Below are 12,871 nucleotides of genomic sequence, written 5' to 3' on the forward strand. Positions count from 1 at the left end.
TCAGCTCAGTCGTCGAACGCGCCGTAGACCTCGAGCGTGTTCGCCGCGATCTGCGCACACAGCTCGTCGACGCCGACGCCGAGCTCGGCGGCCATGTATCGCACCGTCACCGGGATCAGGTACGGGGCGTTCGGGCGGCCACGGTGCGGGGTGGGTGTGAGGAACGGGGCATCCGTCTCGACGAGGATCCGGTCGCGCGGGATCACCGCGAGCGCGTCGCGGAGGTTCTGCGCGTTGTTGAATGTCACGTTGCCGGCGAACGAGAGGTAGTACCCCCGCGCGCCCGCGATGCGGGCCATGTCGGCGTCGCCCGAGAAGCAGTGGAAGACCGTGCGATCGGGCGCTCCGACGCGCTCGAGCGTATCGAGCACCGCGTCGTGCGCGTCGCGGTCGTGGATCTGCATCGCGATGCCGTGCTTCTTCGCGAGGGCGATGTGCGCCTCGAAGCTCTCGAACTGGGCGGGCCGGCCGTCCTCGTCGGTGCGGAAGAAGTCCAGGCCGGTCTCGCCGATCGCGCGCACGCGCGGCTGCGCGGCGAGCTCGTCGATCACCGCGATCGCCTCGGGAAGCCGCCCGGCCGCCTGGTACGCGGGCGCCTCGTTCGGGTGGATGGCCACCGCCGCGAGGACGCGGGGATGGGAGGCCGCCGCCCACGCCGACCAGCGGCTCGAGTCGATGTCGCCACCGGCCTGCACGACGCCGATCACACCGACCTCGCCGGCACGCTCGAGCTGCTCGTCGAGCGACAGGCCGGCGCCGTCCTCGATCTCGAGATGAGCGTGGTTGTCGTACACGGGCACCGCGAGCGGCTCGGGCGCCGCCGGGTACGTGACGTCGCGCGAGCCTTTCTCGCGGGAGCGGACGTACTGCGACGGGTCGGAGCCCGCGGCGGGGTACGGCACCGGGGGTGTCGCCATCAGACCGACTGCTCGACGCGCGGGAACAGCGGTGCGAGGCCGTTCACCGAGGTCCCCGGGCGAAGCACGCCCCAGTCGCCCGCCTCGCGGATCGGCTGATCCTGCAGGCGCCCGATCGACTGCGCCGCGCCGAGCGCGATCCAGAGCTTCTCGGTCGAGACAGGCATCACCGGCGACAGGAGCACCGCCAGGGCGCGCAAGCCCTCGGCGGCGGTGTAGAGCACCGTTCCCAGGCGCTCGCGCTGCGCGTCGACCTTGGCGAGCGCCCACGGCTCGTTCTCGGTGATGTACAGGTTCAGCGCGTCGACGATCGTCCAGATGGCGTGGATCGCCTCGTCGATGCGGAACCGCTCGATCGCGGCGTCGGCGTGGGCCGCAGCATCCGCCACCGTCTTCTGGATGCGCAGGTCGGCCTCGGTGTAGGAGCCCGCCGCGGGCACGATCCCCTCGAAGTACCGCTCGATCATCGCGGTCGTGCGCGACGCGAGATTGCCGAAGCCGTTCGCGAGCTCGGCCTGGTAGCGGGCCGAGAGATCTTCCCACGAGAACGAGCCGTCCTGGCCGAACGCGATCGCCGACAGGAAGTAGAAGCGGTAGGCGTCCGAGCCGAACACGTCGGTGATCTCGGTGGGCGCGATGCCGGTGAGCTTCGACTTCGACATCTTCTCGCCGCCGACGAGCAGCCAGCCGTGCGCGAAGACGCCGCGCGGCACCTCGAGTCCTGCGGCCATCAGCATCGCGGGCCAGATGACGGCGTGGAAGCGCAGAATGTCCTTGCCGACGATGTGGTAAGCCGGCCAGCGGCGGGCGAACTCGACGGGGTCCTCGCCGTAGCCGATCGCGGTCGCGTAGTTGAGGAGGGCGTCGACCCATACGTAGATGACGTGCGACTCGTCCCACGGGAGCGGGATGCCCCAGTCGAACGCCGAACGCGAGATCGAAAGGTCTTTCAGGCCGTTCTTGACGAACGACACGACCTCGTTGCGGGCCGACTCGGGGCGCACGAAGTCGGGGACGCTCGAGTAGAGCTCGAGGAGCTTGTCCTGGAACTCGCTCAGCTTGAAGAAGTAGTTCTTCTCCTGCAGCAGCTCGAGCGGCTTCGAGTGGATCGCGCAGACCTTCAGGCCCTCGAACGCGCCCGTGCCGTCGACGATCTCGGCTTCGGGCTTGAACTCCTCGCAGCCCACGCAGTAGAGCGCCTCGTACTCGCCGGCGTAGATGTACCCGCGGTCGTAGATCGCCTGGACGAACTGCTGCACCCGCTCCTCGTGGCGGTGCTGCGTCGTGCGGATGAAGTCGTCGTTGGCGACGTCCAGTGTCTCCAGCAGCGGGAACCATGCCTCGGTGACGAGCTTGTCGACCCACTCCTGCGGCGTGACGCCGTTCGCCGACGCCGCGCGCATCATCTTCTGGCCGTGCTCGTCGGTACCCGTCAGCATCCAGGTGTCGTCGCCCGCCTGGCGGTGCCAGCGCGCGAGGGTGTCGACCGCCACGGTGGTGTAGCCGTGGCCGATGTGGGGCACGTCGCTCGGATAGTAGATCGGCGTCGTGATGTAGAAGGACGAGGGGCCGGAAGTCACCCGACGAGTCTAGTCAGCGCGGATGCCCTGGCCGCCGCTATGACCGGACGCCGCCGTCCGGACCCGCCGAGGTGCTCGAATGTCACATTCGGGCCCCGTGTTTCGGGAGTGAGCCCAGGTGACGGTCGCCGGACCCGCTACCCACGGACGGAGAGTGCGGCCTGGTAGAGCTCGCGGCTCGAGTGCCCGGTGAGGCCGGATACTTCGGCCGCCGCCTCCTTCAGACGCGTACCGCCGCGCACCAGCTCGAGCACCTGGGTCACCGCGTCCGGGAACGCGACGCCGCGGGCGGGCGCGCCATCCACGACGATGACGAGCTCGCCACGGACGCCGGCCTCGGCCCACGCGGCGAGCTCGGCCAGCGCGCCACGCGCCACCTCCTCGTGGAGCTTCGTCAGCTCACGGCACACCGCACCGCGACGGTCGGCGCCGAACGCGGCCGCCATATCGGCGAGCGTCGCCGCGACGCGCGACGGCGCCTCGAAGAAGACCATGGTGCGCGGCTCCGTGCTGAGCGCTCGGAAGGCCGCGGCTCGCTCCCCCGCCTTGCGCGGAACGAAGCCCTCGAACGTGAAGCGGTCGGTCGGCAGCCCCGACACCGCGAGCGCCGTCACGACCGCGCTCGGGCCGGGGATCGCCGTCACCTCGACCCCCGCCGCCGCGGCCGCCGCGACGAGGCCGTAGCCCGGGTCGCTCACGGTGGGCATGCCGGCATCGCTCAGCACGAGCACGTCCTGCTCGCGGGCGAGCTCCACGAGCTCGGGCGCCCGCTCCTTCTCGTTGTGGTCGTGGAGCGCGATGAGACGAGGCCGGTTCGCGATGCCGAGAGCGGCCAAGAGGCGCTGGGTCGTGCGAGTGTCTTCGGCGGCGACGATCGTCGCTTCGCCGAGGGCCTCGACGAGACGCTTCGAGGCATCTCCCAGGTTGCCGATGGGCGTCGCCGCGAGGATGATCACGCCCTCAGCCTAAGCTTGACCGGGTGACGGATGCCCCGCGACTCGAGGCCGATCAGCCCGCCGCGCCGCTCCTGCCTCCGGCACGACCGAGTCTGTACGACCGCTTCGCCCGCCGGCTGAGCCAGGACGCGCGCGCTCGGCGGCTGTACCGGTGGCTCGGCCCTGCGATCGTCCTGGTCATCGCCGCGATCCTGCGCCTGTGGAACCTCGCCGCGGCACACGACCTGATGAACCAGTTCGACGAGACGTACTACGTCAAGGACGCCTGGACGATGCTCAACCTCGGGTACGAGGCATCCTGGCCCGCCGACGCCAACGAGAGCTTCCTCTCAGGGGACGTGAACGTGTTCACCACGAACCCTGCCTTCGTCGTGCATCCCCCGCTCGGGAAGTGGATCATCGCCCTGGGCATGATGGTGCTCGGCCCCGAGTCGGGGTGGGGCTGGCGCATCACGACCGCACTCCTCGGCATCGCGTCGGTGCTGCTGCTCATGCTCATCGCGAAGCGCCTGACGAGGTCGACCACCTTCGCGGTCGTCGCAGGGCTCCTGATGGCGGTGGACGGCCTGGCGATCTCGATGAGCCGCGTCGCGCTGCTCGACACCTCGCTGACCTTCTTCGTCCTGCTCGCCTTCCTGTTCGTGCTGCGCGATCGCGAGCGCACGATGACCCGCATCGCCGAGACCGTCGCCGCCCGCTACGACGGCGACGCGCCGCCCTCCTGGGGACCCGTCCTGTGGAACCGGCCGTGGCTCATCGCGGCCGGCGCGGCGCTGGGCGCGGCGACCGCGGTGAAATGGTCGGGCGCCTGGGTGCTGGCGGGCCTGGGCGTCTACTTCGTGGTGACCGACGCGCTCGCCCGCCGGCGCGCGGGGGTGGTGCTCTGGCCGACGGATGCCGTGCGCCAGGGTCTCGTCACGTTCGTGCTGTTCGTCCCCGTCGCGGTGCTGGTGTACCTGGCGTCGTGGACCGGCTGGCTCGTCACCGACGGGGGGTACGACCGTCACGCCGGAAGCAATCCGCTCGAGAGCCTCTGGCTCTATCACGTCGCGATGTACGCATCGACGGCGGGCATCATCTCCGGCCACGCCTACGCGAGCTCGGCGTGGCAATGGCCGCTGCTGTGGCGCCCCACCGGCGTCTACTTTCACCGGGATGCGCTGGGCGTGAACGGCTGCACGGCCCCGAGCGGATGCGTCGACGTGATCTCGACGATGCCGAACCCGCTCATCTGGTACGCCGGCGTCGCCGCAGTGCTCTACCTCGCGTACCGCTTCGTCGTCGTCCGCGACTGGCGCTACGCGCTCGTTCTCACCGGGGTCGCGGTCACCTACGTGCCGTGGCTGTTCCTGCCCCAGCGCACGATCTTCCAGTTCTACACGGTGCTGATCCTGCCCTTCATGCTCCTGGCGCTGACGTTCGCGCTCAAGGACATCGCGGGCTCGCCGACGGCCGACACCTACCGCCGGCTGACCGGGCAGCGTCTGGTGCTCGTGTTCCTCGGTGTGGCGCTCGCGCTGTCCGTCTTCTGGTACCCGGTGATCTCGGCGATCAACGTGCCCTACGACTTCTGGCACCTGCACATGTGGCTGAACAGCTGGGTGTGATCCCGCGTCACGCGCCGAGCTCGGCGACGTCGGTGACGGGCAGCCGGCACGCGAAGTCGCGGCAGTCGTAGGCGGTCGGACGCCCACCACGCGACGCCTTCTCCGCGAACAGCTCGAATCCCGACTCGGCCCACGAGCGCGCCTGTTCCGGCGACACGATGCTCACGACATCGGCACGGATGCTGCGCGCCGCCGTCGCGAGCGCGGCCCGGGGATCGTCCGTGACGACGACGATCTGCCGCGGCGGCTCGGCGAGGCGTGCTGCGACCCGCAGCAGCGCGCCGTACGCGAGCGGCTGCGCGAGAGCGGAGGGGGCGTGGGCCGCGACGAGCCTCTCGGCGATCGACAGATACCGGTCCCCCGCGCCCAGCGCCCACAGCGCGGCGGCGGCTTCCGCGACCGACGCGGCGCCGGACGGCTCGTCGGCGTCGGACGCGGCATCCGGTGCTCCGATCCCCTGCCGGGACAGCACCGGGTCTCCCCCGCCGGGAACCGCGACGCGGCCGTCGGCGCCGACACAGGCGTCGACGAGCTCGCGCGCCCGCGTGGCGTACGCGACCTCGCCCGTCGCGACCGCGAGGGCGAGGAGGCCGGCGGCGAGCTGCCCGTGGTCGGCGAGCGTCGCATGAGCCCGCGACGGCATCTCGTCGAGCGACGCCCGCAGCAGGCGCCCGTCCGCGGTGACGTTCACCTCGAGCACGGCGTCGGCCGCCCAGCGCGCCGCCTCGATCCAGGATGCCTCGTCCCGTCGCGCGCCGGCCCGCGCGAGGGAGCCGATCGCGAGGCCGTTCCAGCCGCTGACCACTTTGCCGTCGACGGCCGGCGACTGGAGGTCCGTGCGCCCGGCCGCATCCCGCGCATAATAGCCGCCCTCGCTGCGGGCACCATCGATCCAGGATTCCGAGTCCTGGGCGGCGCCGAAGCCGCCGCCCGGCTGCTGGAGCACGTCGCGCAGGAACCCGGCGATGCCGCGAGCCACGTCGTCGCGGGAGGGCTCCGCGTCCATCGCGACGTCGAGCAGCTGCGCGTTGTCGGTCAGCATGCGCTCGTAGTGCGGCACGGTCCAGTCGGGCCGGGTCGCGTAGCGGAAGAACCCGCCCTCGACGGGGTCGCGCAGCGGCGACGCGGCCATCGCGGCGAGGGCGCGATCGGCGACGACGGATGCCCCGGCCGCCCGCTCGCGGACGACCCGCGTCTGCAGGAAGCGCAGTGCGGTGGCGACCGGGAACTTGGGGGCGCTCGACGCGGGATCGCCGAATCCGCCGTGGCGCGGATCCTCCCGAGCCGCGAGCGCACGCGCAGCGCCGGCCAGATCATCGGCGGACGGCGTCGTCGCCGGCGTGGCGGGGGCGGACTCGCGGACCTCCGCGAGCGCGCCGGCGACGGCATCCGCCGTCTCGTCGATCTGGTCTCGCCGCTCTGTCCACGCCTCGTGGACGGCGGCGAGCACCTGCCGGAACGCGGGGATGCCCGCATGCGGCTGCGGCGGGAAGTACGTGCCGGCGTAGAACGGTCGTCCGTCGGGCGTCGCGAACACCGTCAGCGGCCAGCCGAGGCTCGGCGAGAACGCCGAGGCCGCGGCCATGTAGGCGGCGTCGACCTCAGGGTGCTCCTCGCGGTCGACCTTGATCGAAACGAATCCGGCGTCGAGCTCGGCCGCTGTCGTCTCGTCCTCGAACGACTCCCGCGCCATCACGTGGCACCAGTGGCACGTCGAATAGCCGATCGACACCATGACGGGCACGTCACGGCGCCGCGCCTCGGCGAACGCCTCCTCGCCCCACGGGAACCACGCGACCGGATTGCCCGCGTGGGCTCTCAGGTACGGGCTCGTCGCTTCCGCGAGGCGAGGGTTCACGGCATCCGCTCCCGCCGCTCGTGAGCGGTCAGTTGACCTCGTCGGGGTGCGCGCTGACGCGACCTGTGCCGTCACCCGGCTCCATCGCGTCGATGGCGGCGATCTCGGCGGCGGTGAGTTCGAAGTCGAAGACGTCGAGGTTCTCCTCGAGGCGCTCGCGGCGCACCGACTTCGGGAAGACGATGAAGCCCTTCTGCAGGTGCCAGCGGAGCACAGCCTGGGCCGGCGTCTTGCCATGTGCCTGGGCGGCCGCCGCGACCGGCGCCGCACCGAACAGGTCGTACTTGCCCTGCCCGAGGGGACCCCAGGACTCGATCTTCACGTCGTGGGCGGCGGCCCAGTCGGTGATGTCGCGCTGCTGATGGGCCGGGTGCAGCTCGATCTGGTTCACGGCCGGTACGACCCCCGTGGCCGAGACGATCTTCTCGAGGTGAGGAACCAGGTGGTTCGAGACGCCGATGCTGCGCGTGAGGCCGGCGCCGCGCAGCTCGATGAGCTTCTCCCATGCATGCAGGTAGTTGTCCTGCGCCGGCGTCGGCCAGTGCACCAGATACAGGTCGACCTGCTCGAGCCCGAGCTTCGCGAGGCTCTCCGCGATGGCGGCGTTCGGCTCGTCGCCGTCATGGCGGTCATTCCAGAGCTTGGTGGTGATGAACAGCTCGTCGCGCGCGATGCCGCTCGCCGCGATCGCCGCGCCGACGCCCTCCTCGTTGCCGTAGATGGCGGCGGTGTCGATGTGGCGGTAGCCGACCTCGAGCGCCTCCGCGACGGCCCGCTGTGTGTCCGCCGGCGGCACCTTGAAGACCCCATAGCCGAGCTGAGGGATCGAGTTGCCGTCATTGAGGGTCACGGTGGGGACTGTCATGCGTCCAGCCTAGATCCGCAGTGGGGGCGTCGGACGGGTCGATCCGCTGCACGGCCGGACGGGATACGATCGAAGGCTATGTCCGCGCCCGAACCCGTCATCTCGTATCCGCCGGAGCTCCCCGTCAGCGCCGCGCGCGACGAGATCGCGCGCGCCGTCCGGGACCACCAGGTCGTGATCGTGGCGGGCGCGACCGGGTCGGGCAAGACGACGCAGCTGCCGAAGATCGCTCTGGAGCTCGGACGCACCCGCATCGCGCACACCCAGCCGCGCCGCATCGCGGCGCGCACCATCGCCGAGCGCATCGCCGAGGAGCTGCAGGTGCCGCTCGGATCGACCGTCGGCTACAAGGTCCGCTTCACCGACAAGGTGTCGGAAGACACGCGGATCGCGCTGATGACGGATGGCATCCTCCTCAACGAGATCCACCGCGATCGGCTCCTGCGCCGGTACGACATGGTCATCGTCGACGAGGCCCACGAGCGGTCGCTCAACGTCGACTTCCTGCTCGGGTATCTGCGACGGATCCTGCCGAAGCGCCCCGACCTCAAGGTCGTCATCACGAGCGCGACGATCGACCCCGAGAGCTTCGCGAAGCACTTCGCGAAGCCCGACGGCGCTCCGGCGCCCATCATCGAGGTATCCGGACGCACGTATCCGGTCGAGATCCGGTACCGCCCGCCGGTGCGTCCGGCGAAGGGCGAGGACGAGTCCGATGACGTCGACGGGATCACCTCCGCCCTGCGCGAACTCGACCGCGAATCCGCGGGCGACGTCCTGGTGTTCCTTCCCGGTGAGGCCGAGATCCGCGACGCCGCGGACGCCGTGCGGGGCATGTACGCGAAGGACGCCGCGCCCACCGAGGTGCTCCCCCTCTACGGTCGCCTGTCTGCGGCGGAGCAGCACCGGGTGTTCGAGCGGTCTCAGGTGCCCGGCATCCGTCGTCGTGTCATCCTCGCGACGAACGTCGCCGAGACGAGCCTCACCGTGCCGGGCATCAGGTACGTCGTCGATACCGGCACCGCGCGCATCTCGCGCTACAGCAACCGCAGCAAGGTGCAGCGGCTGCCCATCGAAGCGGTGTCGCAGGCGTCCGCGCAGCAGCGGTCGGGGCGTGCGGGCCGCACGAGCGACGGCATCGCGATCCGGCTGTACTCCGAAGAGGACTTCGACACGCGGCCCGAGTTCACCGAGCCCGAGATCCTGCGCACGAGCCTGGCCTCGGTCATCCTGCAGATGCTCTCACTCGGGTTCGGCGACATCTCGTCGTTCCCGTTTCTGACCCCTCCGGACTCGCGCGGCGTCAAGGCCGCGCTCGACCTCCTCGTCGAGCTCGGTGCCGTCCGGATCGGTCGTGACCACCCCACGCTCACCGACCTCGGCCGCGAGATCTCGCGGCTGCCGATCGATCCTCGCTTCGCCCGCATGCTGGTGGAGGCGCGCCGCACCGGAGTGCTGCGGGACGTTCTCGCCATCGTCGCGGGGATGTCGATCCAGGATGTGCGCGAGCGCCCCGAAGACCGTCGAGAAGAGGCCGACCGCCTCCACGCGCGGTTCACGGACCCGTCCAGCGACTTCCTCAGCCTCCTGAACCTCTGGAACCACCTCCAGGAGAAGCAGGCCGAGCTCGGATCGAGCGCCTTCCGGCGCCTCTGCCGCGCCGAGCACCTCAACTACGTGCGTGTGCGGGAGTGGGCGGACGTGCACCGTCAGCTCAGCGCACTCGTCAACGCCCCGCGCTCCGCGCTGGTTGACCGAGCGAAGCGAGTCGAAACGGGCACCGCCGACCCCGACGATCTGCACAAGGCGATCCTCTCGGGCCTGCTGTCCCACCTGGGCGTCCTCGACGAGCGCACGACTTCCACCGCCGCGCGCGGCCGCACCGGCTCGGACCGCGCCGACCAGCGGCGCAGCGCGGAGTACCTCGGCTCTCGCGGCACCCGCTTCGCGATCTTCCCGGGCTCCGGACTCAGGAAGAAGCGGCCGACCGCCGTCATGGCCGCGGAGGTCGTCGAGACGAGCCGCCTGTTCGCGCGCACCGTCGCCGCGATCGACCCGGCGTGGGCGGAGCCGCTCGCGGGCGACCTGGCCAAGCGATCGCTGAGCGAGCCGCACTGGTCGAAGGCGTCAGGGGCGGCATCCGCGTACGAGAAGGTCACGCTGTTCGGCCTCGAGATCGTGCCGAAGCGCCGGGTGCAGCTCGCGCGGTTCGACCGGCCCTTCGCGCGCGAGCTCTTCGTGCGCCACGCGCTGGTGGAGGGCGAGTGGGATTCGTCGCACCTCGACAAGAAGCTCACGGCGTTCGAGCGCCGAAACCTCGAGCTGCGGCGACGGCTCGAGAAGATCGAGGAGCGCGAGCGCCGGCGCGACATCCTGGTGGGCGACGAGGCCGTCTTCCGGTTCTACGACGCCCGGATCCCCGGCGACGTGTTCGACGCGCGCTCTTTCGAGAGCTGGTGGATGGATGCCTCGGCCCGCACGCCGCGCCTTCTGGACATGACGGAGGCCGACCTCGTCGACGAGGCATCGCGCGGCGACGAACGCGACTTCCCCGCACGGTGGACGCAGGGTGACCAGGTGCTCTCGCTCGCGTACCGCTTCGAACCGGGCGCGGCCGACGATGGGGTGACGGCCGTCGTGCCTCTCGCCCTTCTCGCGCAGTTGCGCGCCGACGGGTTCGACTGGCAGGTGCCCGGGATGCGCGACGAGCTCATCACGGCGCTGCTGCGCTCGCTCCCCAAGGCGATCCGGCGCCACGTCGTGCCCGCGGCCGACTGGGCGGCCACCTTCTCCGCCGACCTGGCAGGGCAGGGCCCGGAGGCCCACGGCGGCCTGCCGCCCGTCGCGCTGCGCGAGGCTCTCGCCTCACGCATCCAGCGCGTCGCCAGCCAGCCCGTGAGCGCCGCGGACTTCGAGATGGAGCGCGTACCGGGGCATCTGCAGGTGTCGTTCCGGGCGGTCGACGAGCGCGGCCGCGCCGTCGGATCCGACCGGGATCTTGCCGCACTGCAAGCGCGGCTCGCCGACCGTGCGCGAGCATCCGTGTCGCGGTCGCTGACCGCGAAAGACGGCGTTCCCCGTTCGTCGAGCGGGCGTGCGAGTCCGAACGGAGAGACGGCGGGCATCGATGCGTCCGGCCGCTCAGGGCGCTTCGACTCTCTCGTTGCTCGCTCGCTCGACGACCGGGCCACGGCGACCTTCGCCGAGCGCACCGGCCTCACCGACTGGACGTTCGGCGATCTGCCCGATGTCGTCGACACGAAGGTCGCGGGCGGCGTCGTGCGCGGCTACCCCGCGATCGTCGACGAGGGCGCATCGGTCGCGCTGCGGATCGAGACGACGCCCGAGGCCGCAGCCCGCGCGACGGAGGCGGGGGCACGCCGCCTGGTGCTGCTCTCGGTCGCCTCGCCCTCCGCCTATGTGCTCGAACATCTCACCTCTGCCGAGAAGCTCGCGCTCGCAGCATCCCCGTATCCGTCTGCGAAGGCGCTCATCGAGGACGCCCGCGTCGCGGTGGCGGATGCCGTCATCGCACGCACCGCTCCCGACGCCCTGGTGCGCACCCGCGCCGGCTTCGAAGCGGTGCGCGACGCGCTCTCGGGCGCGGTGGTCGACGAGCTGTTCCAGACGGTGTCGCTGACCGCCCGCGTGCTCACCGCCGCGCGTGAGGTGGAGCGCGCGATGCGCGACGCGAACTCGCTGACGCTGCTCGGCGCCCTGAACGACGTCAGGGGACAGCTTGCGGGGCTGGTGTTCCCGGGTTTCGTGTCCCGCACCGGCACCTCCCGGCTGGCGCAGCTGCCCCGCTACCTGCGCGGGGCGCTCGAGCGGGTGCGGACGCTCGCCGACAACCCCGGCCGCGATCGCCAGCGCATGACGGAGTTCGAGCGGGCGGCCGCGGTGTTCGCCGAGGCCGGCGGCGTGATCCCCCCGGCGGTGGACTCCCCGGGTCCGCTCACACACGCTCGCTGGCTGCTCGAGGAGTACCGTGTGAGCCTGTTCGCGCAGTCCCTCGGCACAGCCGAGCCCGTATCGCTGCAGCGGATTCAGAGATCCCTCAGGGAATAGCCGTCTCGACGCCAGGAGTTGCCCCCCTCATGACCACTGCGATCGCGTACACCGAGTTCGGAGGCCCCGAGGTCCTTCACGAGATCTCTGTTCCCCAGCCCATCCCCGCAGCCGGGCAGCTCGCGATCCGCGTGACGGCCGCCGGCGTCAACCCGATCGACGGCAAACTCCGCTCCGGTCGTCGGCCATCGGGCGAGATCACCGCGCCGCGTCGCATCGGCGGCGACGGCGCGGGTGTGGTGACGGGCGTCGGCGAAGGCGTCGACGGGTTCCGCGTCGGCGACCCGGTGGTGTTCGCCGGGGCGTCGGGAGCGTATGCGACCGAGGTGGCGGTGGCCGCCACGCACGCCTTCCCACGCCCGCCGCAGGTGAGCGCGGCCGAGGGCGCTGCGCTGGGCATCCCGATCGGCACGGCATACCAGACACTCCGCTCCCTTGCGGTCGGCCGCGACGACACCGTGCTCGTGCACGCCGGGTCGGGTGCCGTCGGTCAGGCCCTCATACAGTTCGCCGTGCTGTGGGGCGCGACCGTCATCGCGACGTCGTCCGAGAGCCGCTTCGACCGGGTCCGCGAGCTCGGTGCGACCCCTGTCGCCTACGGTGAGGGGCTCGCCGACCGCGTGCGCGCGGCCGCTCCCCAGGGCGTGACCGTCGCCATCGACGCGGCCGGCACCGACGAGGCCCTCGACACCTCGCTCGAGCTGGTCGCCGACCGTCAGCGGATCGCGACGCTGGTGCGGGGGCGGGATGCTGCCGGCCGCGGCATCCGCGCATTCTCCGGCGGCTCCCCCGAACCGCTCACTCCGCAGCAGCAGGGATGGCGTACGGAGGCGGTTCCGGTCGCGCTCGCCCTGATCGCGGCGGGACGCTTCTCGGTCGAACTCGGCCCGTCGTTCGCCCTCGTCGACGCCGCCGAGGCGCATCGCGCGATCGAGTCGGGCGTGGCGGGCAAGATCACGCTCGTGCCGTGACCGCGCGCCGGGGGCGGACCGGAGGGGATCGTCGAGTCCCGCCGGTGTG

At 71.3% G+C, this 12,871-nt stretch carries 8 protein-coding genes; 3 read left to right on the forward strand and 5 right to left on the reverse strand.

What is annotated here, in order from left to right; all coding sequences use genetic code 11:
- Window positions 1-5: 5 nt before the first annotated feature.
- The 3 genes from MRBLWH3_RS15535 to rsmI form a co-directional block, all read right to left on the reverse strand.
- The gene (locus MRBLWH3_RS15535) at window positions 6-917 is read right to left on the reverse strand and encodes a TatD family hydrolase (RefSeq protein WP_363433739.1); all 912 of its coding nucleotides are present in this window, start codon (window positions 915-917) and stop codon (window positions 6-8) included.
- Window positions 917-2,497 (reverse strand): methionine--tRNA ligase, encoded by a 1,581-nt coding sequence (gene metG, locus MRBLWH3_RS15540; RefSeq protein WP_363433741.1) that lies wholly within the window; start codon window positions 2,495-2,497, stop codon window positions 917-919. The genes MRBLWH3_RS15535 and metG overlap by 1 nt, the downstream gene beginning before the upstream one ends.
- A 137-nt stretch (window positions 2,498-2,634) precedes the next feature.
- Window positions 2,635-3,453: a 16S rRNA (cytidine(1402)-2'-O)-methyltransferase gene (gene rsmI / locus MRBLWH3_RS15545; RefSeq protein ID WP_363433744.1), complete on the reverse strand. Its 819-nt coding sequence runs from the start codon at window positions 3,451-3,453 to the stop codon at window positions 2,635-2,637.
- Between the two features lie 23 nt (window positions 3,454-3,476).
- Between rsmI and MRBLWH3_RS15550 the strand changes: the two genes are divergently transcribed.
- Window positions 3,477-5,060 (forward strand): dolichyl-phosphate-mannose--protein mannosyltransferase, encoded by a 1,584-nt coding sequence (locus MRBLWH3_RS15550; protein ID WP_363433747.1) that lies wholly within the window; start codon window positions 3,477-3,479, stop codon window positions 5,058-5,060.
- A gap of 7 nt (window positions 5,061-5,067) precedes the next feature.
- Here MRBLWH3_RS15550 and MRBLWH3_RS15555 read toward each other — a convergent pair whose 3' ends face one another.
- Together MRBLWH3_RS15555 and MRBLWH3_RS15560 are read right to left on the reverse strand one after the other, a co-directional pair.
- On the reverse strand, window positions 5,068-6,918 hold the full coding sequence (locus MRBLWH3_RS15555; protein WP_363433750.1) for a thioredoxin domain-containing protein: 1,851 nt from the start codon (window positions 6,916-6,918) through the stop codon (window positions 5,068-5,070).
- A gap of 28 nt (window positions 6,919-6,946) precedes the next feature.
- Window positions 6,947-7,783, reverse strand: coding sequence for an aldo/keto reductase (locus MRBLWH3_RS15560; protein WP_363433752.1), 837 nt, complete (start codon window positions 7,781-7,783; stop codon window positions 6,947-6,949).
- Window positions 7,784-7,861: 78 nt separating this feature from the next.
- Here MRBLWH3_RS15560 and hrpA point away from each other — a divergent pair, with 78 nt between their 5' ends.
- Window positions 7,862-11,851, forward strand: a complete 3,990-nt coding sequence (gene hrpA / locus MRBLWH3_RS15565; RefSeq protein ID WP_363433755.1) for an ATP-dependent RNA helicase HrpA — start codon at window positions 7,862-7,864, stop codon at window positions 11,849-11,851.
- 29 nt (window positions 11,852-11,880) lie between these two features.
- A complete protein-coding gene (locus MRBLWH3_RS15570; RefSeq protein WP_363433757.1) occupies window positions 11,881-12,822 on the forward strand; it encodes a quinone oxidoreductase family protein in 942 nt (313 codons plus the stop codon).
- The last annotated feature ends 49 nt before the right edge of the window (window positions 12,823-12,871 follow it).

This window comes from Microbacterium sp. LWH3-1.2 (assembly GCF_040675855.1).
GTDB lineage: Bacteria > Actinomycetota > Actinomycetes > Actinomycetales > Microbacteriaceae > Microbacterium.

Excerpts from the sequence above, each read along its gene's own strand:
- MRBLWH3_RS15535 (WP_363433739.1), bottom strand. The coding sequence starts at position 917 with ATGGCGACACCCCCGGTGCCGTACCCCGCCGCGGGCTCCGACCCGTCG.
- MRBLWH3_RS15560 (WP_363433752.1), bottom strand. The coding sequence starts at position 7,783 with ATGACAGTCCCCACCGTGACCCTCAATGACGGCAACTCGATCCCTCAG.
- hrpA (WP_363433755.1), top strand. The coding sequence starts at position 7,862 with ATGTCCGCGCCCGAACCCGTCATCTCGTATCCGCCGGAGCTCCCCGTC.
- MRBLWH3_RS15570 (WP_363433757.1), top strand. The coding sequence starts at position 11,881 with ATGACCACTGCGATCGCGTACACCGAGTTCGGAGGCCCCGAGGTCCTT.